Annotated in this window: 21 protein-coding genes and 1 other RNA gene; 20 read left to right on the top strand and 2 right to left on the bottom strand. The window is 50.0% G+C overall.

Going from position 1 to position 24,646, the window contains the following annotated elements; translation table 11 throughout:
• Positions 1 to 18 precede the first annotated feature (18 nt).
• From M0Q40_03265 to M0Q40_03285, 5 genes are all read left to right on the top strand, one after another.
• Positions 19 to 1,509, top strand: coding sequence for a peptidylprolyl isomerase (locus tag M0Q40_03265; protein ID MCK9221637.1), 1,491 nt, complete (start codon positions 19 to 21; stop codon positions 1,507 to 1,509).
• A gap of 80 nt (positions 1,510 to 1,589) precedes the next feature.
• Complete coding sequence (gene hisS / locus M0Q40_03270; protein MCK9221638.1) at positions 1,590 to 2,852, top strand: histidine--tRNA ligase; 1,263 nt, start codon at positions 1,590 to 1,592, stop codon at positions 2,850 to 2,852.
• Positions 2,853 to 2,871: 19 nt separating this feature from the next.
• A complete protein-coding gene (gene aspS, locus M0Q40_03275; GenBank protein ID MCK9221639.1) occupies positions 2,872 to 4,653 on the top strand; it encodes an aspartate--tRNA ligase in 1,782 nt (593 codons plus the stop codon).
• 129 nt (positions 4,654 to 4,782) lie between these two features.
• A non-coding RNA gene (gene ssrS / locus M0Q40_03280) (6S RNA) lies at positions 4,783 to 4,967 on the top strand.
• Between the two features lie 103 nt (positions 4,968 to 5,070).
• Complete coding sequence (locus M0Q40_03285) at positions 5,071 to 6,351, top strand: replication-associated recombination protein A (protein MCK9221640.1); 1,281 nt, start codon at positions 5,071 to 5,073, stop codon at positions 6,349 to 6,351.
• 501 nt (positions 6,352 to 6,852) lie between these two features.
• On the opposite strand, the gene M0Q40_03290 is transcribed toward M0Q40_03285, so the two are convergent.
• Entirely contained in the window at positions 6,853 to 8,211 is a 1,359-nt protein-coding gene (locus M0Q40_03290; protein MCK9221641.1) for a permease prefix domain 1-containing protein, read from the bottom strand.
• 5 nt (positions 8,212 to 8,216) lie between these two features.
• Positions 8,217 to 8,603 carry a helix-turn-helix transcriptional regulator gene (locus M0Q40_03295; protein MCK9221642.1) on the bottom strand — a complete coding sequence of 129 codons (387 nt, stop codon included), beginning with the start codon at positions 8,601 to 8,603 and terminating at the stop codon, positions 8,217 to 8,219.
• Between the two features lie 457 nt (positions 8,604 to 9,060).
• Here M0Q40_03295 and M0Q40_03300 point away from each other — a divergent pair, with 457 nt between their 5' ends.
• From M0Q40_03300 to M0Q40_03370, 15 genes are all read left to right on the top strand, one after another.
• On the top strand, positions 9,061 to 9,480 hold the full coding sequence (locus M0Q40_03300) for an Rrf2 family transcriptional regulator (protein MCK9221643.1): 420 nt from the start codon (positions 9,061 to 9,063) through the stop codon (positions 9,478 to 9,480).
• Positions 9,481 to 9,530: 50 nt separating this feature from the next.
• Positions 9,531 to 10,691, top strand: a complete 1,161-nt coding sequence (gene nifS / locus M0Q40_03305) for a cysteine desulfurase NifS (GenBank protein ID MCK9221644.1) — start codon at positions 9,531 to 9,533, stop codon at positions 10,689 to 10,691.
• A gap of 21 nt (positions 10,692 to 10,712) precedes the next feature.
• Positions 10,713 to 11,120, top strand: a complete 408-nt coding sequence (gene nifU / locus M0Q40_03310; protein ID MCK9221645.1) for a Fe-S cluster assembly scaffold protein NifU — start codon at positions 10,713 to 10,715, stop codon at positions 11,118 to 11,120.
• On the top strand, positions 11,108 to 12,157 hold the full coding sequence (mnmA, locus tag M0Q40_03315; GenBank protein ID MCK9221646.1) for a tRNA 2-thiouridine(34) synthase MnmA: 1,050 nt from the start codon (positions 11,108 to 11,110) through the stop codon (positions 12,155 to 12,157). Before nifU ends, mnmA begins: the two co-directional genes overlap by 13 nt.
• Before the next feature lie 64 nt (positions 12,158 to 12,221).
• The gene (locus M0Q40_03320; protein ID MCK9221647.1) at positions 12,222 to 12,443 is read left to right on the top strand and encodes a hypothetical protein; all 222 of its coding nucleotides are present in this window, start codon (positions 12,222 to 12,224) and stop codon (positions 12,441 to 12,443) included.
• A gap of 52 nt (positions 12,444 to 12,495) precedes the next feature.
• Positions 12,496 to 13,524 (top strand): AI-2E family transporter, encoded by a 1,029-nt coding sequence (locus M0Q40_03325; GenBank protein ID MCK9221648.1) that lies wholly within the window; start codon positions 12,496 to 12,498, stop codon positions 13,522 to 13,524.
• Positions 13,525 to 13,618: 94 nt separating this feature from the next.
• Positions 13,619 to 16,261, top strand: a complete 2,643-nt coding sequence (gene alaS / locus M0Q40_03330; protein ID MCK9221649.1) for an alanine--tRNA ligase — start codon at positions 13,619 to 13,621, stop codon at positions 16,259 to 16,261.
• Between the two features lie 47 nt (positions 16,262 to 16,308).
• On the top strand, positions 16,309 to 16,575 hold the full coding sequence (locus M0Q40_03335; protein ID MCK9221650.1) for an IreB family regulatory phosphoprotein: 267 nt from the start codon (positions 16,309 to 16,311) through the stop codon (positions 16,573 to 16,575).
• A gap of 120 nt (positions 16,576 to 16,695) precedes the next feature.
• Entirely contained in the window at positions 16,696 to 17,634 is a 939-nt protein-coding gene (locus M0Q40_03340) for an aldo/keto reductase (protein MCK9221651.1), read from the top strand.
• A gap of 12 nt (positions 17,635 to 17,646) precedes the next feature.
• Complete coding sequence (ruvX, locus tag M0Q40_03345; GenBank protein MCK9221652.1) at positions 17,647 to 18,087, top strand: Holliday junction resolvase RuvX; 441 nt, start codon at positions 17,647 to 17,649, stop codon at positions 18,085 to 18,087.
• Positions 18,088 to 18,092: 5 nt separating this feature from the next.
• The gene (locus M0Q40_03350) at positions 18,093 to 18,353 is read left to right on the top strand and encodes a DUF1292 domain-containing protein (protein ID MCK9221653.1); all 261 of its coding nucleotides are present in this window, start codon (positions 18,093 to 18,095) and stop codon (positions 18,351 to 18,353) included.
• Positions 18,354 to 18,602: 249 nt separating this feature from the next.
• Positions 18,603 to 19,628: an endolytic transglycosylase MltG gene (gene mltG, locus M0Q40_03355; protein MCK9221654.1), complete on the top strand. Its 1,026-nt coding sequence runs from the start codon at positions 18,603 to 18,605 to the stop codon at positions 19,626 to 19,628.
• Positions 19,629 to 19,646: 18 nt separating this feature from the next.
• Positions 19,647 to 20,861 (top strand): U32 family peptidase, encoded by a 1,215-nt coding sequence (locus M0Q40_03360; GenBank protein ID MCK9221655.1) that lies wholly within the window; start codon positions 19,647 to 19,649, stop codon positions 20,859 to 20,861.
• 110 nt (positions 20,862 to 20,971) lie between these two features.
• Positions 20,972 to 21,673, top strand: a complete 702-nt coding sequence (gene sigK / locus M0Q40_03365) for an RNA polymerase sporulation sigma factor SigK (protein ID MCK9221656.1) — start codon at positions 20,972 to 20,974, stop codon at positions 21,671 to 21,673.
• Positions 21,674 to 22,808: 1,135 nt separating this feature from the next.
• A complete protein-coding gene (locus M0Q40_03370) occupies positions 22,809 to 24,083 on the top strand; it encodes a sugar ABC transporter substrate-binding protein (protein MCK9221657.1) in 1,275 nt (424 codons plus the stop codon).
• Positions 24,084 to 24,646 lie beyond the last annotated feature (563 nt).

Here is a 24,646-nt window from a genome sequence, read left to right on the forward strand (position 1 = left end):
CGTAACGGGGGTAGGGCCATGGTTTTTTCCAAAATGCGTAACGCAACTAAGGTGATCCTAGTAATCGTGATCCTTGGTTTTGCGGCGTCAGGTATTTATGTAGGAGTAAGAAGCGGATTTGGGGGTTCGAATCAGAGCCAAGGACGGGTAGTGGCCACGGTTAATGGGTCGCCCATCTACGCCCAGGAGTTGGCGCAACGGTTCAATCAGGCGGTGGGCTATGAGAATTACTGGCAGAGTATGATGGGTATTGTCGGTGAGGTAAGCTGGCTGCGGTGGGAGAATATTAGGTACGAACAGCTGGAGTGGCTGATCTCCAGGGAGCTGTTAGTGCAAAAGGCCAAAGCCGATAAGATTAAAGTCACCAATGCCGAGGTTGACGCCGAACTAAGTCAACTCAAAGCCCAGTACGGTGATCAACTCGATGTCTCCGACAGCGTAATCAAAGAGGAGATCCGCACCTATTTGCCTATCGACAAGTTGCTTCGAAATCTGCGCAATAGTATTGAGGTTACTGATGCGGAGCTTGCCGCAGCTTACGAGGAAGTCAATGCACGGCACATCCTAATCAGTACCGATGATAAGGAAGATGACGAGGCAAAGGCCCTGGCAGAGGAACTGCTTGCTAAAGCCAAGTCCGGTGAGGATTTTGCGGCCTTAGCCCAGGAATACTCCGACGATATGGGCAGTAAGGACAACGCTGGAGAACTTGGCTTTTTTAAGCGGGGAACAATGCTCGAGGAATTTGAAGAGGCGGCATTTTCCACAGCCGTAGGCGATTATACTATAGCAAAGACTTTCTATGGGTATCATGTGATTAATGTACTAGAACACAAAGAAGCCTCCGGTGAGGAATATGAACAGGCTAAGGAAAGTCTGGCAGAGAGCCTTAAAGAGAGTAAGACTAACGAAAAGGTGGACCAGATGCTTACCGAGCTCAAGAAAGAGGCGGAGATTGTTTACCAGGATAAGCAGATGAATGCCCGGGTGCTATATGTTAGGGGAGAGTTTGAATCGGCCATTGATGAATACAAGGCTGCGTTGAAGGCGACTCCCGATGAGATCACACTCTATGCATCCTTGGCCGATGCCTATGCCCGCATTGATGAGATTGATCTAGCGATCGAGACAATCCAATCTTGTATCGAGCGGCTCGGCACCAGCTACCAAGTTAGTGAAGCCTATTATGTGCTTGGCTCTTACTACATGGCCAAACAAGAGGAAGATCTTGCGGCCGAAGCCTTTATTAGTGCGTCTGATGCTAATAAGTATGACTTAATGCTGCACTACAACCTGCAGGCAGTGCTTGCCCAGATGGGTCGGACTGAAGAGCTTGCGGTGATTAATCAGCGTCTTGAGGATATCTTCAAGTGGTATGAAGAAAGATATCAATTGCAGCAGCAAGAACAACAGAATGCGACTGGGGATACCACAACCCCTGATGAGACACCGGAGAACGTGGATGAGGTTAATTCCGATACCGATGAAGGCAATGATGTAGAAGAGTAAGGAAGTACAGTTTAGTCCGCTGTACCGTTCCAGGTACAGCGGACTATTACGTTAGTGGTAGTGAGGGGAGTAGTTGTTTTATGGCAGAGATCACAACGCCCAGGGGTACTAAGGATATTCTTCCCGGCGAAGTGAGTGGGTGGCAACGGGTAGAACAGGTGTTTCGCCAGGTCTGTGGGAGTTATGGGTATCAGGAACTGCGTACACCAATCTTTGAACATACGGAGCTTTTCAGCCGTGGTATCGGTGAAGGTACTGATATCGTGGAAAAGGAGATGTATACCTTTACCGACAAGGGCGGGCGTAGCCTGACCCTGCGACCGGAGGGCACCGCTCCTGTGGTACGTTCCTTTCTAGAACATAGGATGTATGGTGATCCGGAGCCGACAAAACTGTATTACCTTGGTCCTATGTTCCGCTACGAGCGGCCCCAGACCGGGCGTTATCGTCAGTTCCATCAGTTTGGGGCGGAACTTCTTGGTGTAGTAGACCCCCTAGGGGATGTGGAACTAATCATCATGGTGATGGATTTTTATCGGGTCCTTGGCTTGCACGATTGTACGTTGACGATTAACTCAATCGGTTGCAGAGAGTGCCGCTCTGTGTATATTGAGGAGCTGTTAAGCTTTTTATCCAACCGGTTAGAAGGATTCTGCCCAGATTGCAGGCGGCGTTATGCACAAAATCCCCTTAGGGTGTTAGACTGCAAGGAACAAGGATGTAAGCAAGAGCTGGCGCAAGCTCCTTTAATCAAGGACTATCTGTGTCCTGAGTGCAAGGAGCACTTTGCCCAAGTACTAGCTCTACTAGATGATCTTAAGGAAGACTACGTGGTGAACCCCTTCTTGGTACGGGGTTTTGATTACTACACCCGGACAGTCTTTGAGATTAGCTCCGGCCTGCTGGGATCGCAAGATGCGGTGGGTGGCGGTGGGCGCTACGACGGACTGGTGGCGGAAATGGGCGGGCCTAGTACCCCCGCAGTTGGATTTGCCGCTGGCATGGAACGGGTTCTTCTGGTTTTGGAGAAATGCGGAACACAGATTAGCATTCCGCCAGTTTGCCAGGTGTATCTTGCGGTAACCGGAGGCGAGTTGAGAGCACCGGCCTGCAAGACTCTCTTTGGCCTGCGACGCCTTGGTATCTCCACGGAGATGGCGTATGAAACCAGGGGGATGAAGGGACAGTTTAAATCTGCCAACCGTCTTGGGGCTAGGTTTGTGATTGTATACGGGGAAAGTGAGTACCAACAGGGCAAAGTAACCTTGAAGGATATGACTACAGGTAAGGAGTGCCTCGTCGATGAGGCATGTCTTTTTGACGAAGTACAAAAGCGGTTGTAGTTAAGGTGGAGGAATCAACATGTGGAAGCGAACTGATGTATGCGGTCACTTAAATGAGGCAGATGTGGGCCGTAAGGTGGCACTGTGTGGTTGGGTGCACCGCCGCCGGGATCACGGGGGCGTGATTTTTGTAGATTTGCGAGATCGGTCAGGATTGGTGCAGATTGTCTTTAATCCCACCGATTGCGCCGCGGATAGTTTCCGATTGGCGGAAACACTCCGGAGCGAGTTTGTGATTTATATTTCTGGCGAGGTCCGACGGCGCTTAGCCGGGATGGAGAATCCGAAGCTTGCCAGCGGCAGTATCGAGGTTTTTGTGGAGCAGCTGGAGGTTATTAGTTTGGCCGAGACCCCACCGATCTCCGTGGAAAGTGAAAAGACTGCAGACGTGGAGGAAGCCATGCGGTTGCGTTACCGATACTTAGACCTCAGACGACCAGAACTGCAAAGGGTCTTTGCTCTGCGTCATCGAGTGGGACAAATAGTTCGTAACCACTTGGATGCCCAAGGTTTTTGGGAAGTGGAGACCCCAATGCTCACCCGTTCCACCCCCGAAGGGGCCCGGGATTTTTTGGTACCGAGTCGACTGCAGCCGGGGGAGTTTTATGCATTACCCCAATCCCCCCAGCTATTTAAACAGCTATTAATGGTTTCTGGTTTTGAGCGGTACTTTCAGATTGCACGGTGTTTTCGGGATGAGGATCTTCGGGCCGATAGACAGCCGGAGTTTACGCAAATTGACCTGGAGATGTCCTTTGTGACTAGGGAAGACGTCATCGAGATGGTGGAGGGCCTAGTTAAGGATGTGGTTCGTGAAGTAACGGGAGAGGAATTGCTAAGTCCGTTACCCCAGCTAACCTATAGTGAGGCCATGGATCGTTTCGGTAGTGACAAGCCGGACTTAAGGTTTGGCATGGAACTTAAGAACGTGTCGGATGTTGTTCATGGTTCAGACTTTCAGGTATTTAATAAAGTACTAGATGGTGGCGGTATGGTGAAGGGAGTGGCAGTACCCGAGGGTGCATCTTTCCCGCGCAGCCGCATCGATGCGTTAACCAAGCGAGCTATAGAACTTGGAGCCAAGGGGTTAGCCTGGGCTCAGTATACCGAGGAAGAGCTCAAATCCCCCATTGCTAAGTTCTTCTCAGAGAGTGTTCTGGAAGAGATCCTAGTACGGATGGAGGCCCAACGTGGAGATCTCCTTATCTGGGTTGCTGATTCGCCCCAGGTGGCAAACCACGTTCTAGGACAGCTGCGGTTAGAGCTTGCCCAGGAACTTGGATTGCTGGAGGGTAAGCCGGATTACTACCTGTGGGTGGTGGACTTCCCCTTAGTTGAGTATGCCGAGGGTGAAGAACGATATGTGGCGGTGCATCATCCCTTTACAGCACCCCTGCAGGAGGATGTAGCCCTACTAGAAAGTGATCCTGGCAAGGTTCGTTCTGCTGCTTATGACCTGGTTCTAAATGGGGTGGAGGTAGGTGGAGGGAGTATTCGTATTCACGATCGCACTCTGCAGCAGCAGATGTTTAAGCTTCTAGGAATCTCAAAAGAGGCCGCAGAGGAGAAGTTTGGCTTTCTCCTGGAGGCATTTCGGTTTGGAGTACCGCCCCACGGTGGATTTGCCTTTGGCCTTGATCGCTGGATCATGCTTTTGGCGGGGATCTCCTCCATTCGGGAATGTATCGCTTTTCCCAAAACCCAGAAGGGAACCTGTCTATTGACGAAGGCGCCCTCCCCCGTTGATCAAGGGCAACTTGATGAAGTAGGTATCAGGATTGCTCCAAAGGTGAAGCCCTAGGTCCAAAGGCAGGCATACTCACCTCCTAACGTAGATCTTGGAAGATGTTCTACCTTGCATCAAGTTCGATTCTATGATAGTATTTAATTGACCTAAAGGTAACAGGCATGGCCCTTTGGAGAAATTTCTTCATCCCTGCTGTGTTCGCGGTTAAGCTGGTGGTGTTATTGACCCAACACCATTACATTGGGAGCTTAGCTCTTCTTGTGGATGCAGGCCCGGATTTTTCGGGAAGCAGAAAGCAAGGAGGCGGGCACCCACCTGCCTAGTGCGGGTTCGTAGCAAGCCAGTCATAGCGGCACAGCGGGGGCTTTTTTTGTCCCAAAGCATGGGTGTTGCCTAGTACATAATTTTTAGCGAAGGGTGGTGTGGCGACTCTATCCTCGGATGACCTCCGAGGTCTTATCGCCTGATGCTATGAATGCGACAAAGGATGCGCCCCTTGCGGTGCGAATGCGCCCAAGGACCCTGCGGGAGTTAGAAGGCCATCAGGATATTATTGGTGAGGGAACTCCTTTGTGGCGTGCTATTCGCAGTGGCTATGTCCCATCACTCATTTTCTTTGGCCCCCCGGGTAGTGGTAAGACTACACTTGCCCGACTGATTGCCTCTGAGACCAAAACCCATTTTGCGGAACTTAGTGCTGTAATGTCCGGGGTTAAGGATATCCGCAATGTGGTCGAGGCCGCCCAAAAGCTAAAACTAACCGACAATATGCAGACAATCCTTTTCATTGATGAGGTACATCGTTTCAACAGTACCCAACAGGATGCCCTGCTGCCCTATGTAGAAAACGGGATCGTTACCTTAATCGGTGCCACCACGGAAAACCCCATGGTTAGTGTTCGGGGGGCTTTACTGTCCCGCTGTATGGTGTTTGAATTGAAGAAGCTAACCCGTGAGGGAGTAAGGCGGATAGTCCAAAGGGCCTTGGAAGATGAGGAACGGGGACTTGGTGCTTATAAAGTGAAGCTTACCGAAGAGGCTTTTGAGCACTTGCTAACCTTTGCCGATGGGGATAGCCGTACCGCGTTGAATATCATCGAGTTTGTAACAGCTGGTCTTGGGCAGGATGGGACCGAGTATACGGTTACTGCCGAGGATATTGATGTTGCCTCCCAAAGGATGTTACGGTTTGATCGGTCGGGGGACTATCACTACGACATGGCGTCGGCGTTTATCAAGAGTATCCGGGGTAGTGATCCCCAGGCCACATTGTATTGGCTGGCAAAGATGCTTTATTCGGGAGAAGACCCGCGTTTTGTGGCCCGACGATTAGTCATTGCTGCCAGTGAGGATATTGGGCTGGCCGACCCTGTGGGCTTGATGCTAGCCACGGCCGCCTTTGATGCCGTATCTAACGTCGGCATGCCCGAGGCAAGGATCATCTTGGCCCATGCCGCTTTGTACCTGGCTACTGCAGAGAAGAGCAACAGCGCGTACCTCGGAATCGAAAAAGCCTTCTCCTGTGTCCAAAAAGAAGAGGCAGGTGAGGTGCCCTTGCACCTGCGGGATGCATCCTACAAGGGCGCTAAGAAACTTGGCCATGGGATCGGGTATAAGTACCCGCATGACTATCCAAATCATTGGGTGAAGCAACAGTACCTGCCAGACGTGCACAAAAACAAGGTATTCTACGAACCGACAGAACAGGGGCGGGAAAAGCGGGTCGCAGACCGTTTCCGTAAGCGCGGTTAGCGGCAACGATTGCAGGGGCAATTACCTCATATTTGCCCAGTGAGTGGACTTCCTGTATGGTAACAGAGAAAAAAGATGCTGTGTCTTAAGTCGCTAGCGATCATAATTGGGTCCTGAAGCAGCATGACCTCATTTCACTCCGAAGAGTTCTTTTTCATCAAATGCTTGCTTTCAAATTCTGTCCTTCCCGAATATGTTTCCGCCGCATTACTGTGCAGCAAGAAGGGTTTGGTTCCTTTCCACAACAGGTGAAAGGCTCCTTCGGAGCCGTTATAAAGGTAACTACTCCACTGACGCGTCGTACCCCGGCATTTTTCTAATTCGACGGCGAATATCTGAAGGGTATAATCGCCGATTCTGCTTTCCAGTCATCATGCTGCCCTGAGACTAGCACACGGGACAGCTTCTTAATACGCTCAGAGCGAAAGGTTATGAGTATGTGGTCATTGTCTCTTCGTTGCTCTACTATATCTGGTTACGTTATGGCTAGACAACAACATATCAGATGTACGCAAACACGGGTGGAAACACTACCACAACAATTGTTGCCCATACAGCATAGACCCATAGGTAGTTTGTCTGCCACTGTTCGAGTTCGGCAAACGATCTACTCCTGCATAGAAAGCGTATGTAAAGCACAGCAGACCAGCCTAGGTTGACCAGTAGAATCAAGTTCTCACCTAATGCAGCCACGCGGTTAGGGCTGAGCCCAAACTCCGAGATCCGTGTGGCAATAGCCCATAGGGCTACGGCATCCGCTAGTAGCGCACTGATCACCAACACGACCTGCAAAACATCAAAGAGGTTAGGTGGTAACCGCTGATCTCGAGCAGATATCGCATACAGTAACAAACCGAGAACGACCACTAGGAGCAGATCAAACACAATCAGCACGTTCCGATCGATGTCTACTCCTCGTCCTGTCCATACCAGGGTAATTAGGAATGTCACCAGCATGATGGCAAAAAGTGGTGTGAAAAGGCGCGTCAGCACGGGTGCCATATTCTCAATGACGCTTTGCTTTGCCTCAACCAACCAGGAACCAATCAGAATGGCTCCCATGGCACCGCAAGGTACTAGCCAGGACATGAGAAGAGGCTCGATGTCGACAGCTATGGCTTGGAAGATGAGGATAGTGAATGCTGTAAGTACACCGCCACCAAGCGCTATTAGTACATAGTAAATGAAGAGTTCTCCGGAAAACCGGATGAAATCCATGCGTCCCGCCACGTCACCCCAGCGAGTACCGGCATAGGTGGTTCCCACCACCACCCAGAGCACCAGCGGCAGATGCAAGGACGTGAGCACTTCGGTATGGCCTCCCGGTGAGAAAGGATAAGTGTTAGCAAAGAAGGCTGCTACGGCAAATGCTACAACTATCCAACGGCGGGTAAAAAGCTTATCCCCGCGCTTCCACACAAAATAGGTAGTAAGGAATGGTAGTACGAAGAAGGATAGGTTGCGGGCATAAAACCCACTGTCTTTATATAGGTGGATACCGAATGCTGTCGGCAATTTGATTGCCAGAGCCGCCACTACCGCAAGACACATGACAACGATGGTTTCGGTAAAAGCCCGCCCCCGCTGTTTTGCCGATTCTGAAGAGGTAACCACAAGTTGCTTCCATAGCCGACCTGAGTGCTCCCGAGCAAACTCGTTTGAGAGGTCATCTAGCTCGCCCATGCGCTTCACTGCTACTAAAAAGGCCTCATCGGTAGAGAGCCCTGCTTCGACTAGAGCAGCGATCTGCTCGCGCAAATGGTCTTCTAGTTCCTCTATATCGAGGGAATGGATGGTCTGACGGCGGCGCAGATAGTCCCGCCAGAGATTTATCTGTTGCTCTAGAGATTCGTCATCCATAGTCTTTAGCCTCCCTGATGAAGCGGCGGTGAAGAAGCCTCAGTGTTGTTGGGAATCGCCATACGAAGTCCTGACAAGAGGCTGCGCAGCATCGTATCAACGGTCTGCCACTGGCGGACCTCTTCGGAGAGTTGAGCTCGCCCTTGGGGGGTGATACGGTAGTATTTGCGACGGCGGCCGCTTTCCGCAACTTCCCATCGCGACTCAATATGGCCAAGGCGCTCAAGACGGTGCAGAACGGGGTAGAGCATCCCATCTGTCCACTGGAGATGACCTCCCGACAGTTCCTTAACTTGCTGCAGGATCGCATAGCCATAGCTATCTGCTTCAGCTAGAAATGCGAGGATGATCGGGGTCGAAGAAGCGGCTATGAGATCTTTGTTGATGTCCACAATTTCATCTCCGTGCGGTAGACTAAACCACGATTACCTTGCAGTGTTATACATGGCAGTATTATACATAACGTTGCTAGGTATGTCAAGGCTATTGTGCTTGGTCCTTCGATCGTGGTTTTCTTCGAGGTTTTCGCTTACTTCTTTCTTGCATTCGCGATTTTCTAAGTTCTGTGTGGATTAGATCCCGATGTGTCTGTGGTCGGCTCTGATTGGATCGCGTCTTGGTACGAGAGTGATGGCCGAGAGAGGGTCCTCACCTGGTATAAAGGAAAGCTAAACGGCTTTAGCGATTGTTTCCTTGCAGCAATAAAGAAGTGTGGGATAATGAATTCGGAACGTCCATATTAAGACTGGGTAGGAGTTAGCGCGAAAAGTGTTGACATGGTAGGTTCCCTATGCTACTATGCTCTTAAAGTCTACTAATTTAGTGGGAATTGAGACCGGGGTGATTGACGTGAAAATCTCAACCCGAGGAAGTTATGGTTTACGGGCCATGGTTGAATTGGCTATGCATGAAGGTAGTGGTCCCATGCCCCTGCGGGTGATTGCGGATCGGCAGGATGTTTCGGAAAGCTACCTGGAGCAACTGATGGCTGCACTACGCAAGGCTGGGTTGGTAAACAGTGTCAGAGGACACATGGGTGGGTATGAACTGGCTCTGCCTCCGGAGGAGATAGTCGTCGGGGATATTATCCGGATATTAGAGGGACCAATCAGTCCCATTGATTGCATTGGGGATAACGCTGTGGCCTGCGAAAGGGAAGAACAGTGTGTGACCAAGTTCCTGTGGCAGAAGCTAAAAGACAGTATTGAAGATGTCTTGGATAGTACCACGCTCCAAGATTTGTGTGATAAGGCTAGTCACGAAGGCTAGCAGGACTTCCCGGTGTTTCCCAGTTGACCTTGGAGGAGGTAAGTAAATAGATGAACAGAGTCTATATGGATCATGCCGCAACCACCAAGCCCCGTCCTGAGGTGATCGAGGCGATGTTGCCATTGTTTCAGGACAACTATGGTAATCCATCTAGTATCTACACCGCAGGACGTGACGCAAAACGTGTCCTGGAAGAGGCGAGGGCCCAAATTGCAGAGATTCTTGGGGCAAAACCTGAGGAAATCTATTTCACTTCCGGTGGTTCTGAGGCAGATAACCTAGCCCTGCAGGGAGTAGCTTGGGCTAACGAGCGCAAAGGCAGGCATTTGATCACCTCCAGTATTGAACATCACGCGGTCTATGACACCTGCAAATTTTTGCAAAAGCGGGGTTTTGAGGTTACCTTTGTCGGTGTGGATGAATTTGGTCGGGTGGATCCCCAAGAGGTGGCTGAAGCTATCAGAGAAGATACGATCCTCATTTCCATCATGCACGCCAACAACGAAGTAGGGACCATTCAGCCTATCGCGGAGATTGGTGAAATAGCAGGGAGCAAAGGTATTCGCTTCCACACCGATGCGGTACAGACCGTGGGAGCACTGCCCGTCAATGTCGACGAGCTGCAGTGCGATTTGCTCTCTTTATCGGCGCACAAGTTCTATGGGCCAAAAGGTGTCGGTGTATTATATGCCAGGAAAGGGACTAGGTTTGTATCCCACATTTACGGAGGAGCCCAAGAACGGGGACGGCGGGCGGGTACCGAGAATACGCCAGGAATTGTTGGTATGGCTAAGGCCCTAGCCTTAGCTACGGCCGAAAGGGAGACAGTACAGCCACAAATTGCCGCTCTAAGAGACCGATTGCGTGAGGGAATTCTAGCAAAGGTAGATGAGGTGAGGCTCAACGGACATCCACAGGAGCGTCTGCCCAACAACCTAAGTCTGTGCTTTAGATATATTGAAGGGGAAGCATTGCTTTTGAATTTGGATTTACAGGGCATTGCCGGATCTAGTGGTTCTGCATGTACCTCGGGTTCTCTGGAACCGTCTCACGTTCTTCTGGCCATGGGGATAGCACCGGAGATCGCCCACGGTTCCCTACGGCTTACCCTAGGGCGGGAAAACACTCCTGAGGAAGTAGATTATGTTATTGACGCTGTTGCCAAAGCAGTGGACAAACTAAGACAGATGTCCCCGTTGTATGAGAAATAACGGGTAAAAGGTGGGAGAGGCATGTATACAGATAAGGTCATGGATCATTTTACAAATCCGCGAAATGTTGGAGAGATACCCGATGCCGATGGGGTGGGGCAAGTAGGAAATCCAGTATGCGGAGACATCATGCGGATGTATATAAAAGTAGAAAACGGCGTCATTGTAGATGCTAAGTTTAAGACCTTTGGTTGTGGAGCTGCGATTGCCACCAGTAGTGTAGCTACGGAGATGGTCAAAGGCATGACCATTGAGCAGGCACGGAATCTCTCCAGTGAGGATGTAGCCAAGGCCTTAGATGGACTGCCCCGGAAGAAAATGCATTGCTCCAACCTTGCTTCCGATGCCTTGCAAAGGGCGCTGGATGATTATCTTGGCCAGGATAGTGGCCCTGGGAATGCGAAGTGTTGTCAAGGATGTCCAAAGTAAAGGTTGCGGTGGCCTTGAGCGGTGGAGTAGATTCCTCCACCGTCTCGGCCCTTTTGCTAGATCAAGGATACGACGTCTTTGGTGTGACGATGGAAGTGGGCCCGGATCCAGAGGATCATGCTGTCACGGTGGGGGCACGGGCAACTGCGGAGTTGCTTGGGATCCCCTTTTACTCCTTTGACTTTCGAGAGTTATTCTCCCGCAGCATTATTGCTCCCTTTGTGGAGACTTACCAGAAGGGGCAAACCCCTAATCCCTGTGTTGTATGCAACCCACTTATCAAGTTTGGGGCTCTTTTGGAGGCTGCCTTGAAGCTAGGAGCAGACTACCTGGCTACGGGGCACTATGCCCGGGTGGAACAGGTAAAGGAGCGATACCTACTCAAACGAGGTGCTGATCTGCAAAACGATCAGAGCTATGTGCTCTACGGCCTGAGCCAGGCCCAATTGGCTCACATACTATTTCCCCTTGGTGCATACTCGAAAGAAAAGACCCGGGAACTAGCCCAAGGATACAATCTGCCCAATGCAGAGAAGTCGGACAGTCAAGAGATCTGCTTTATTCCCCGGGGAAATTACCGTGATTTTCTCTGTGCAAACCTCTCCCAGCCCCTCCAACCAGGTGCCATTGTGGACGTAGATGGCCGTGTTTTAGGCGAACATAGGGGAATTGCCTTGTACACCATCGGGCAAAGAAAGGGCCTTGGTATTGCGGCGGGCATTCCCTTGTATGTAGTAGATCTTGATCCTGAGCGAAATGAAGTAGTTGTGGGGCCTAAGGAGGCTGTGTGTGGACATAGTTTCTTGGCCGATGGGATTAACCTGATTAGTATTCCTAACCTGCAGGAACCTATGGAAGTGGAGGCAAAGATCCGTTACAATGCAGGCTGTGCCAAGGCAACAATTGAGCCAGTAGAACGGGGTGTGATTCGTACCGTTTTTGCCCAGCCCCAGTTTGCGATTACCCCGGGACAAGCCGTGGTTTGGTACCAGGGGGATGTAGTTGTGGGTGGGGGGCGGATCTTTAAAAGAGACTGATTGAAAACCCAACGGGTGGGCATAATAGGTTCGAATTGCTCTTCCGAAGGGAGTGAAATCAGCAGTGTTTAGTGGGAAATTTTGGCGGGGCATGTTAACCGGTGCCCTAGTTGGTATGACCCTTGGGGCGATGATTAGTAGAAGGATGGATCAAGGCTCATCTACGATGGAAACCGTAACCCGTACGGCAAAGCGGACCATGGCGGCAACAAAGCCACAGGTAAACAGAGTGATGCGTATGGGCAAGAGCGCTGTTAGTAAGACTGTGGGTGCCCTTAAGGGTTGAAAGGGTATTCGTTAAGCGTGTTGGTTTTGTGTAGATGGGGGAGGTTAAAGGTTTGAATCATAGGGCACACCGGGTAGTATGCGCATTGGCCCTGCTTGCCTTAGTCATATTTCTGATTCGGGTGCGGATGATCTTGCCCCCCTTTGTCTTTGCAGGGTTCATTGCTTATGTGGCCAATCCCCCGGTGTGCCTTCTGGAAGCAAGACAGGTTCCCCGTACGACAGCTATTCTGGTTACCTACTGTACAATCGTTGTGATTGTCGTTTTGTTTGTGGTTCTCTTACTCCCGGTAATCACCCGGGAGTTTAATGAAGCCTTGGAAGGACTGCCTACCCAAGTGGATGGTTTGTCCGCTTCCTTTCACAAAGCTGTTTCGGGATTTAGGAGGATCAAAGTCCCTCTCTTTTTAGATAACATCATTATCCAAGCCTTGGATCGACTCCAGGAACTGTCCGATCAACTGGTTCGTCGGGCTACTGAGACCCTGTTTGGGTTATTATCCGGAGCCGCCGCCTTGGTTATTTCCCCGATTCTGGCCTACTATCTTCTGCGGGATTGGTCCAGTTTTGCTGACAGATTTCAAGCAATTCTTCCCCTCGACAACAAGGACCAGATTCTTTCCATGCTATCTGAGATCAACCAGGTTCTCGCAGGGTTTATTCGCGGGCAGCTTTTGGTGTCTTTGCTGGTGGGGCTGTTGATTACCATCGGGCTGCTATTGACCGGGGTGAAGTTTGCGGTGTTAATCGGTCTTCTGGCCGGTGTGTTTAACCTCATTCCCTACTTTGGCCCAGTGATGGGCGCGATCCCGGCCTTGGTCTTTGCCCTGGCCGAATCACCGGTTAAGGCCCTATGGGTGATTGTGATCTTTGCTATGGCAAATCAAGTGGAGTCTAGCCTCCTGGCCCCCCGTATTCTCAGTGAACGTGTGGGATTACATCCTCTTACGGTCATCTTCGCTGTCTTGGCCGGTGCCAGTCTCCTTGGGATTTTGGGGATGCTTTTAGCAGTGCCCGTTGCGGCAATCTTAAAGATCCTTGGCTCCTATCTATGGCGCTACGCTTGCTTTTGGGAAGGCTAGTGCTTGTTGTCATTTGAAATATTATCTGGTATGATCGGGGTACGGTTAAAATGCTTACAAAGTGCGTCACAGGTGGGTTTTAGGAGGAAGACTAATGGAAAGCTGGACTGGTAATGAACTGCGGGAGCGGTTCTTAAGTTATTTTGAGAGTAAAGGGCACAAACGCTTACCGAGTGCCTCTTTGGTACCCCATAATGATCCAACACTGTTACTTACTGGTGCGGGTATGGTGCCCTTCAAACCATTTTTTCTGGGTTTGGAGACGCCCCAGTATCGCCGGGTGACTACCTGTCAACGGTGCTTGCGGACTGCCGACATAGATAATGTTGGCGTTACTGCACGACATGGTACCTTCTTTGAGATGTTGGGGAACTTCTCCTTTGGGGATTACTTCAAAAAGGAAGCGATCGAGTTTGCCTGGGAGTTTGTGACTAAACACTTGAAGTTTCCTGTTGAACGTTTATGGATCACGATTTATGAGGATGATGATGAGGCCTTTGACCTATGGCATAAGTGTATTGGTATCCCTAAGGATCGGATTGTTCGTCTGGGTCGAAAGGACAATTTCTGGGAGATCGGTGTTGGTCCCTGTGGTCCCTGCTCTGAGCTGCATTACGATCGGGGTGATGCCTATGCTTGTAGCAGCGACTGCAAACCCGGTTGCGATTGTGAACGCTTCTTAGAGTTTTGGAATTTGGTTTTTATTCAGTACCATCAAGATGAAGCGGGGAACCTGACCCGTCTCGATCAGACTGGTATTGATACAGGGATGGGCCTCGATCGGGTGGCGACGATTCTGCAGGGAGTCGAGAACATCTTTGAAATTGACCTAATGCGTGCCCTCATCGACGAGGTAGCCCAGCTTGCTGGTTGTAAGTACAAAGAGGACCCGAAGAAAGACGTCTCATTAAGGGTGATTACTGATCACATGCGGGGTGCTGTATTTCTAGCCCATGATGGAGTAGTACCAAGTAATGAGGGGCGGGGCTATGTCTTTCGCCGCCTATTGCGGCGGGCAGTGCGCCATGGACGATTACTAGGTATTGTGGAGCCTTTCACCGCCCAATTGGCCGAGAAGGTCGTCCAGTTAATGGGTGTGGGTTATCCCGAGATTTGCGGAAGTCTAGAGTATATTCAGGAGGTTCTAGAGCAGGAAGAAGATCGTTTTTCGGCAGCTTTAGTCCAGGGGGGTAATCTCCTCGATGAGATTGTGCAAAAGACAAAGGCGCAGAATCAAAAGATGATTGTCGGTGCCGATGCTTTTCGCCTCTACGATACCTATGGTTTCCCGGTGGAGCTAACCGCGGAGATTGCCAAGGAATCAGGTTTGGAACTGGATTTTACCGGTTTTAGGGAGGAAATGGAGCAGCAACGGCAAAGGGCCCGGGCCGCCCAACATAAGAGTAAGGGTTACCTAGGGGATACAGAGGAGTCCTATGATAATCTCAAGGATGTACAGTGTTGTTTTAAGGGTTATGAATCATGGCAAAGGGAAGCAAAGATTGTCGCCTTATTGAAGGAAGGCGGGATGGTCGATCGAGTCTCCAGTTCCGATAAATCAGTTGAAATAGTATTGGACCAGACACCCTTCTATGCTGAAAGTGGCGGGCAGGTTGCAGATATTGGTACTGTTACCTCTTCCCAAGGTCAAGCACAGGTGATAGATGTTACTCGCCCTAAGGAAGGGCTAATCGTGCATCGGGTGGAGATCCTTCAAGGTGAGTTTTCCGTAGGCGATGTTGTTTGTGCAGCTATTGATGACACCAGGCGTCTTGCCACCGCTAGAAACCATACAGCCACTCACCTTCTGCATCAAGCCCTAAAAGATGTACTAGGCGATCATGTGGCCCAATCAGGATCCCAGGTTACGCCCGAGGGACTACGTTTTGACTTTACTCACTTGAAGGGCCTATCTAAGGATGAGCTCAACCGGGTGGAACGACAGGTAAATGAGCATATTCTAGCTAATCTCCCGGTGGTTACCGATGAGATGGAGATCGGCCAAGCCCTGGAGCAAGGAGCCGTGCACTTATTTGATGAGAAGTACGGTGAGAGGGTCCGGGTGGTCCAGGTTGGAGATTACAGCAAGGAGCTATGCGGTGGTACCCACGTACAGCAGACCGGGCAGATCGGACTGTGCAAGATAGTGAGCGAAGGGGCCATTTCCGCTGGTATTCGTCGGATTGAAGCGGTAACTGGACTTGAGGCCCTGGATATGGTACAGGAGCAGACAGCTTTGCTAGGCGGGCTCGGTGAGAAACTGAATGTAGGTATTGCCGGTGTAATGGAACGGGTGGACAAGCTTTTAGAGGAATTGGGTCAGAAGGAGAAGACGATTGGTAAACTCGAGGCAGAACTGGCCGGAAATCAGGTGGAACGTTTGCTAAGCCAGGTCAAAAGGCTTGATGGTGTATCTGTGCTTGTGGCCGAAGCACAAAATGCTGATGCCAGGGTTTTGCGGGAAATGGGAGATGAGCTTTTGGCAAGGCTAGAGTCTGGAGTGGTGCTGCTTGGTTCCCGACGGGATGGGAAGGCTCTGTTTCTCGGAATGGCCTCCAAGGAGGCTGTAAAGCTAGGTGTTAATGCCGGAGCGATGATCAAAGAAGCAGCTAAAGCAGCCGGGGGTGGAGGCGGTGGCCGCGCGGATATGGCCCAAGCCGGTGGCAAGGATCCCGAAAAGCTGGAGCTTGCTTTAGCGGCCGGTGAAAGAGTTTTGCGTGAGCAATTAGAAAAATAAATAACAAGGGGAGGGAAAGGCACATCCGGCGGGGTCGTGCCGAGACGATGACAGAACATGATAAGACCGTTATGTTTCGCATGGAAAAGGAGAAGAGCAAGGCAGCCGTAGTACTTGCTAGCGTCTACGAGGCCCTGGAGGAGAAAGGGTACAACCCGGTTAGCCAGATTGTGGGCTATCTGATATCCGGGGACCCTGCTTTCATCACCAGCCATGGCAAGGCCCGGAGCCTAATTCGTACGGTGGAGCGGGATGAGCTACTTGAGGAACTAGTGGAGTGTTACCTCAAGAACTTGGAGCGGGGGAAGAAGTAGTGACCCTGCCTGGGGTTAGGGCTGAGTTTAAAGAAAGAAGGGATGCCGGGTGAGTTCTACTTTTCCTCCCCACAGATATCTTGGAATGGTTACCAGTAGTACAATCTCGGTGACGACGTGTTGGAAAGAGTCAAACTAGGAAGTACGGATCTTTGGGTGAGCCCTCTATGCTTTGGTGCTTTAGCTGTGGGTCCGCTGCAACGGAATTTATCTGTTGTAGAGGCTGCTCGGGTCATGGGGTATGCCCTTGAGCGGGGTGTGAATTTTATCGATACAGCAAAACTGTACCAGTGCTATCCCCATATAGCCAAAGCGGTAGGTCAGAGGGAGGATGTGGTCATTGCCAGCCGATCCTATGATTATACTTTTGAAGGAATGAGAGCATCGGTGGATGAGGCTAGGACCATGCTGAATCGAGATGTCATTGATATTTTCATGCTCCATGAGCAGGAGTCAGAACTCACCCTGCGCGGACACCGACCGGCGTTAGATTACCTGCAGGAAGCCAAGGCAAAGGGGATCATCAGGGCTATTGGTGTTTCCACCCATCATGTGGCCTGTGTTGAGGCGGTGTGTGCTCATCCCGAGATTGATGTGGTCAGTCCCCTGTTGAATAAGGCTGGCCTTGGGATTATCGGTGGGCGGGAGAAAATGGAGCAGGCTATCGCCAGGGCACATGCCCTCGGTAAGGGTGTTTATCTAATGAAGGTGCTCGGTGGAGGACACTTGATTAGTGATGTGCTTAGTGCATTTGGGTATGCGCTAAGCTTTCCTTATGCCCATGCAGCGGCGGTGGGGATGAGCACTATTGAAGAGGTGGAGACGAATATCCAGATCTTTAGCGGGAGATCTGTGGATCAGGACACCTTGTCTGGTCTTATCAGGGACAAGACCTTGCACATTGACTCGTGGTGTCAGAAGTGCGGTACCTGTGTGAAAAAATGCCCGGCAGGGGCCTTGAGCTTGGAGGAAACCGGTCCTGTGGTGGATCGCAAGAAGTGTCTGCTATGTGGGTATTGTGGTGCTGTGTGTCCGGAGTTTGCGCTGAAGATTATTTAGGAGAGAGTAAATTTGCGTATTATGGGACTGGATCTTGGCCAGAAGCGGATCGGTGTTGCCTTAAGTGATCCTCTTTTACTTACGGCTACAGGTCATAGTGTGATTCCCCGCCGGGGTTTGGAAAAAGACATACATACCATTTGTGATTTGGTGAAAGAGTATGACGTAGGGGAAATTGTGGTGGGGTTGCCTGTGCGGACTACGGGAGAGGAAGGTCCCGAGGCGGAAAAAGCACGGGGGTTTGCGCAACGACTCCAGAAAAGATGTCCGCAGAGCCAGATCGTATTCTTTGATGAACGGTTTACAACTGTGGTAGCCGAACGGGTTCTTATTGAAGGGAATGTACGCCGGAAGCAACGACGACAGGTTGTTGACAAGTTGGCCGCAGCTGTTGTGTTGCAGAATTACCTGGATTACCGAAGTAGAAAAGAAGAGTTATCCGAAGGGGAGTGAAGGTAATGCACGAAGACAATGACATTATTTTGGAGGATGAAGAGGGTAAAGAACATAGTTTTTCCCTATTCGAAGTGTTGACTGTGGAAGATCAGACCTATGCTGTACTTGTTCCAAAGGACGATCCCGAAGAAGGAGCCATTATCCTGCGCTTTGAGGAGGATGAAGAGGGACTGGAAGTCTTGGTATCCATTGAGAACGATGATGAGTTTGCCCGTGTAGTGGAAGCCTTGGATGAGATCACAGAGATAGAAGTAGTTCCTTAAACCGAGGTCAGGACCTTGCCCGCCTGCCCTAGTTGCCGGTGGGCCTTTTTTTCGGTATAATCTAGAAAACTAAACTTGGTGGATTGGATTATGATAAATGCCGCTCAAGGAAGAGCATGGAGGAGTCGGGGCTTGTTTATCATGGACTTATCGTGAGGGGTAAGCTTCAGGAAGGGGGAGGAAGCAGAATGAACGTATCATTCCTAGACTTGAATTGCTTAGGATCTTACGATTCCTTCTGCGGAGTACGTGCGTAATCCTAAAGCGGGTTGGACCCGCATCTTTCAGTACCTAATTGGGTTGCTAGTCTGGTGCGTTCTAATCGGGGTTATCGCGCTAGGGTTTTATCTGGGTTATTATACCTTACCGCTTACCGGCGAGAACACGGCCGTTGAGACCGTAGTCACTATTCCCACTGGTATGTCCACCACCGAGATCGGACTAATGCTCCATGCACATGAGTTGGTACGTAGTAGCGATGCCTTTGCTCTGATGAGCCGGGTCTTAGGTGTGGACGGCGCACTGATGGCCGGGAATTATAATCTAAGCCCTTCGATGAACCTGCTGGAGATCATTCGACGCCTGCGGGAAGGCGAAGTGGTCACCTACAGGGTAACAATTCCGGAGGGTGCCAATATTCGGGAAATTGCCGCGATTTTATCGAGCAGGGGCCTAGTTGATGAGGAACGGTTCATTGAACTAGCAAGCGATAGCCGTTTGGTCTTTGGTGATGACTTTCCCTTTGAGAAACCAATTGAATCATTGGAAGGTTACTTATATCCCGATACCTATTTGTTCACCGACTCCACAGAAGAGATGCTCATTAAACGGATGGTGGACCAGTTCATCAAGACGGTCTTGCCTGTGGTAGGTAGTACGGACTCGGAATATACGATCCATGAGATTGTGACCATTGCTTCTATTGTGGAGAAGGAGATTATCTACCACGATGAGCGGGCGTTGGTGGCTGCAGTTTATCATAACCGTCTAAAGCAGGGGATGCGCCTACAGGCGGATCCCACGATTCAGTATATTCTTGATCGGCCCGTGAGTAGACTGCTTTATAGCCACCTACAGATTGAGTCCCCCTATAATACCTATCGAAATGACGGGTTACCCCCAGGACCCATTGGTAATCCTGGGGTATTGTCCATCGAGGCCGCACTAAACCCCGCCCAAGTGGACTATCTGTTCTTTGTTGCTCGGGGTGATGGCCGACACCACTTCAGCAAGACGTTCAGTGAGCATGTGGCGGCCCGGCGAAGGCTTCAGTGAGGAAAGGAACGATATGTTGTGCAAAGGATCGAATTGTTAGCCTGCGGGGGAAGCCCCGAGAAGACTAAGACGGCTTTACTCTATGGGGCCGATGCAGTTTACGTTGGAGGAAAAGCCTTTAGTCTGAGAGCTTCGGCGAAGAATCATACCATAGATGATCTGAAGGCACTAATTGATTATGCCCATGATCTTGGTCGTAGAGTCTATGTGACGGTTAATATCTATGCACGAAATGAACAACTCCCCCGGTTAAAGGATTATATCCGGACGCTCTCAGCGATTGGTGCCGATGCCATTATTGTTAGTGATCCTGGTGTCGTGGCCATAGCAAGGGAGGTTGCCCCAGAACTCCCCCTACACCTTAGTACCCAAGCTAGTACGACAAATAGAGCAGCGGTGAGCTTTTGGGCTCATCAGGGGATTAGGCGGGTGATCGCGGCTAGGGAGCTTTGCCTAGCAGAGATAGGGGAGATTGCCAAGGAGACCTCGATAGAACTAGAGTGCTTTGTCCATGGTGCCATGTGTGTGGCCTATTCTGGGCGTTGTCTTCTTAGTGCCTATATGGCGGCCAGAAGTGCCAATCAAGGGGATTGCGCTCATCCTTGTCGCTACCGATATGCGGTAGTTGAGGAGAAACGACCGGGAGAGTATTTCCCGGTGGAAGAAGATGACCAGGGAACCTATATCTTTAGTTCCAAGGATCTATGTATGATTGATCATCTACCTGAGCTTGTTGAAGCGGGGGCTACCAGTCTTAAAATAGAGGGCCGCATGAAGAGTGTCCATTATGTGGCGACGGTAACCAATGCCTATCGGCGGGCGATCGATGCTTACTATACTTCGGTCAGGAGCTATCAGGGGATTCTAGAAGATCTACGGGAAGAACTCAACAAGATTAGTCACCGCCCCTATACCACCGGGTTTTATTTTGGTCACCCACAAGATGAGGCCGTGACTCCCGATGAGGATACCAAAGCAGGCTGTCGGTTTGTCGGCATTGTTGTCGATTACGACAAAGAGGAGAGCGTGGCCAAGATTGAGGTCAGAAACACGTTGCATCCCCAGGAAGAACTGGAGTTCCTGCTTCCCGGACAAGAACCGGTTTTTCTCAAAGCCCAGTTTACCTTTCAAGATCCCGCTCGGGGAGAAGTAGCCCATCCCAACGACCTTATTTACATGAAAATGCCCCAGGTGCCAATTGGTACGGTTATCCGAGCACCCATCTACCGATAGTCTAGGATCCTAGACCCGCTATCCAGTAACAGGACATACACATTTTGTGCCACCGAGACATAGGATGTAGAGAGTTTGTGTAAAACACTCTTCTTCGGAGGTGGCACAAGGTGGCTATTAGTGATAGTCTAAGGTCCATCTTAGGTTCCCTAATAGACAGTCTGGCGTGTCTTGCAGCCTATGTGACCAATAGTGGTGTGTTCCCCAAGCCCCTCTCACCAGTGGAAGAGGCCAAGCTCCTTGCAGAGATGCAAGAAGGTGATGAACGGGCCAGGAACGTTTTGATTGAACATAACCTACGACTAGTTGCCCATATCGTGAAGAAATTCGAGAATACTTCTAACGAAGCTGATGATCTGATTTCCATAGGAACCATCGGACTAATTAAGGCGATCAATACCTATCGGGTTGACCGAAACACCCGGTTGGCTACATATGCGGCACGGTGTATTGAAAATGAGATTCTGATGCATTTGCGGTCAACAAAGAGACTGCGCGGTGAAGTAATGCTACAGGACCCGATTGGTTCTGACAAGGAAGGAAACGAGATTACGCTCATGGATATTCTAAGCTCCGATGAAGACGTCGGGGAGACTGTGGAACTTAGGATAGAAGAGGAACGGCTCCTCCGCAAAATGGATAAACTAGGCAAACGAGAGAAAGAAGTACTGGAGTTGCGCTATGGACTGAACGGAGGTCCCCGTAGAACCCAACGGGAGATCTCAAAACGACTGGGCATTTCACGTTCCTATGTTTCCCGCATTGAGAAGAAAGCGATCAGTAAGCTCCATGAGGAGATGTGTACTGATTAATGAACACCTCCACCTTCAAACCATCGGAAGTGGCACTACGATGCGAAACCTAGCCACTAAACGCAAAGCCCCAGTATTTCCTCTTCGTGGAAAAAGTATCTCCACGTTGATACGCAAGAAATCGCCAATACACAAAAGTGTTGCCTGGCAAGCCAGTTGCACTTCTCGATTGCCAAACACATTAGATGGACCTTGGAAGATAGTCTTGACAAGACACTAAGAAGCCCCATCTTTATTCGCGGAAGATGATACAAATTGGGTTAATCGGAGACCGAGAGCATGCATCGATGACGTGTTCTCCCATGACATCCTTCAGCGATTAGCTCGGTATAGATACCACTCGATACCGCCAAAAAACTTTTTTGCAGCTATGGCCCTTGAGGAAACATCTCTCGACAGTCTCCGCCGCTAATGTTCCACCTCTTTTTGGCGAATGATTGCTTGCAGTTCCTTGACGATGTCCTAAATGTTCGGTATAATAGGGTTAACTTCTCACAAATAGTGGAAAAAGATCGCTTCTTTGGCTTAGAAAATAGCCATATCCTTAGGCGGAATGATGAGTAGACTACTACTCAGACTATGTATACGGGGGTACATAAGTACAGCATTGGGCGGTTCTCGTATCGGCTGTGTATACGTATACAGGTTTTGTAAGAGTTATACAGAGGTAGAATGCCGAACAACGATGCTCTTGACTTTGTGGGGATTTCTAGTAGCCAAACGCAGTCTTGATGTAAAGGGTGGTATAGCATACGACTAAGGTTTGTGCAAATCTCCCAAGGCTAGGTAGAAAGTCGGAAACAATTTCAGATATGGTAGTCAAGCAGCGCGTCAGAATGACACCAATCAAGATGGGTCGGGAACGCAATACATAATGATGGAGTGAACCGGTGACATCGCGAGGAATGTGCTAATGGGTGGAGGCTATTCGTTTAGCAGGTTTCTTGTTAGCCCTGCGATCTGGCGAAAGGAGGAAATCGGATAGAATCATTGGGACGCGGAAAGGAGGTGCATTACTAAATAATTCGGCAATCGTAGCGGTATACTGCAAATCAAAAGTAAAGCCAAAGTTAAGAAGGATGGTTTAGAGTTTTGTCAAGGATAATACAAGATACTAGGAACAGGAGGATACCACATGACGATTAACCACACTCGAAAAGTCAAATGTATGCTGACTATCATTGTTCTCCTTGGAATGTCCTTTCTATTTAGTCTCAACGCCGATGCAAAGATTAAGCTTACTCTGGCGACCTGGACCGGCGGAATAGAGACAACCTATATTGAAACAATCGTTGGGGAATTCATGAAGGCAAACCCGAACATTGAGGTGGAAGTTGTCTTGGCTCATGGAGGGCCTTGGGGGCGGGACAAATACTTGGTGATGTGGAGCGGCGGCACAGTACCGGATTTGCTACTACTGAACAGTGGGAACTTTGAGAATTTCGCAAATCGGGGTATGCTCTATCCACTTAATGATTTCGTCAAGAACGATCCTGATTTCGACCTTGACAAGTATTTTCCTGTGGCTATTGAAGGTTCGTCCTTGTTTGGGACACTATATGGGCTCCCATATGATGTGAGTAATCATGTTCCCTATTATAACAAAGATCTGTTTGATCAACAGGGACTTACAGAACCGGGGGATTGGACCTGGGATGATCTGATTGCTAAGGCGAAGAAACTCACCAAAGACATTGACGGGGATGGACTGAATGACGTTTTTGGGCTTGGCATATCGGCCCATGAGTGGTATTGGGATAGCATCAAGTCTCAGTTTGATGCTCCGCTGTTTAACGAGGATGGAACGGAGGTTTATGCAGATAGCCAGGCATTCGTTGACTTTATGACCTGGTATTATGACCTCACTCTTGTAGAATGCGTTGCCCCATACGACGCGTGGGGTGGCGATTGGTTCATTGATCAGCGTGTAGCTATCGCTACCTTTGGACCATGGTACCGCCCAGGATTGGAGGCTGTGTCCTTCAGTTACGATGTAGCCGTTCCAGCGAAAGGGACTAGACGTGGCACAGTTTACTACGTTGATCAGTTCGCGATAGCATCTTCCACTGAGTATCCCCAAGAGGCTTGGGAATTGCTGAAGTTCCTTACCGGCGAAGAAGGCTGGGACCTCAAGATGTCTGTTGGTTATGGAGGAAGAGCAATTCCGCCATTGCGCGAATATGGGATGTCTAACGCATTCTTAGATTATTGGGGTGTGAGCAATCACATTTTCCTAGAAGCCTTGGAGTATTCAGATAGATCTGTTGCGGGGCTTCCTTCAGGGGTCGGACGTGAGTTTCTTGATCTATGGTGGCCACGCATGTGGGAGGCTTGGGTCACGCCGCAACCACTTCGTCCTATACTTGAGGACATTCAAACTACTGCCATCAGGGAACTTGGGCTTAAGTAGGATTCCTCGAAATGTAGCTGAAGATGATGCCTTAGGGTCATCTGGGAACTAGCACAGTAACTGAAACGAACTCCGCGGCATTCGCATACTGCGGTTTTGTAGGCAATGTTGGGTCACCTGCTTTATGGAAGGTGACCCTTTCATGCGCTGAGCATATTCAAAAGACTGGCTCCGTGAAGCAGACGAAACCTTGAGAAACGCTTTTCATGGTAAAGGTACGGGTTTGGAGTGGGCAAAGATATTAAAGAGTTCCAGTAAGCCGCACTGAGTCATGCGGTTGGGGATGTCCTAGATAGGGACAGCCTGTATTCGTATCAACGATAATGGAAGGAATGGTCCGTCATGAACACATAACAGTAGGATCAACGCCCGGTGCTAGTGTATCTGTATGGCTTAGTCTCTTTTTTCACCAAAGATAGGATCTTCCAGCTGAGTAAGTGCTGTGTTTGGCAATCGAGAAGTTTAGGGAATGGCAGCCTAAAAGTTTAGACTTTTCCCCGCGATCTCAGTCTTACGTCAACGGTCGTATGTTTGCTCCTCATGCGTTGAGGTTGATGATGTTC

This window comes from Limnochordia bacterium (genome assembly GCA_023230925.1).
In the GTDB taxonomy this organism is placed as follows: Bacteria; Bacillota; Limnochordia; order DUMW01; family DUMW01; genus JALNWK01.

Excerpts from the sequence above, each read along its gene's own strand:
- M0Q40_03265 (MCK9221637.1), top strand. The coding sequence starts at position 19 with ATGGTTTTTTCCAAAATGCGTAACGCAACTAAGGTGATCCTAGTAATC.
- hisS (MCK9221638.1), top strand. The coding sequence starts at position 1,590 with ATGGCAGAGATCACAACGCCCAGGGGTACTAAGGATATTCTTCCCGGC.
- aspS (MCK9221639.1), top strand. The coding sequence starts at position 2,872 with ATGTGGAAGCGAACTGATGTATGCGGTCACTTAAATGAGGCAGATGTG.
- M0Q40_03285 (MCK9221640.1), top strand. The coding sequence starts at position 5,071 with ATGAATGCGACAAAGGATGCGCCCCTTGCGGTGCGAATGCGCCCAAGG.
- M0Q40_03290 (MCK9221641.1), bottom strand. The coding sequence starts at position 8,211 with ATGGATGACGAATCTCTAGAGCAACAGATAAATCTCTGGCGGGACTAT.
- nifS (MCK9221644.1), top strand. The coding sequence starts at position 9,531 with ATGAACAGAGTCTATATGGATCATGCCGCAACCACCAAGCCCCGTCCT.
- nifU (MCK9221645.1), top strand. The coding sequence starts at position 10,713 with ATGTATACAGATAAGGTCATGGATCATTTTACAAATCCGCGAAATGTT.
- mnmA (MCK9221646.1), top strand. The coding sequence starts at position 11,108 with ATGTCCAAAGTAAAGGTTGCGGTGGCCTTGAGCGGTGGAGTAGATTCC.
- alaS (MCK9221649.1), top strand. The coding sequence starts at position 13,619 with ATGGAAAGCTGGACTGGTAATGAACTGCGGGAGCGGTTCTTAAGTTAT.
- M0Q40_03335 (MCK9221650.1), top strand. The coding sequence starts at position 16,309 with ATGACAGAACATGATAAGACCGTTATGTTTCGCATGGAAAAGGAGAAG.
- M0Q40_03350 (MCK9221653.1), top strand. The coding sequence starts at position 18,093 with ATGCACGAAGACAATGACATTATTTTGGAGGATGAAGAGGGTAAAGAA.
- M0Q40_03370 (MCK9221657.1), top strand. The coding sequence starts at position 22,809 with ATGACGATTAACCACACTCGAAAAGTCAAATGTATGCTGACTATCATT.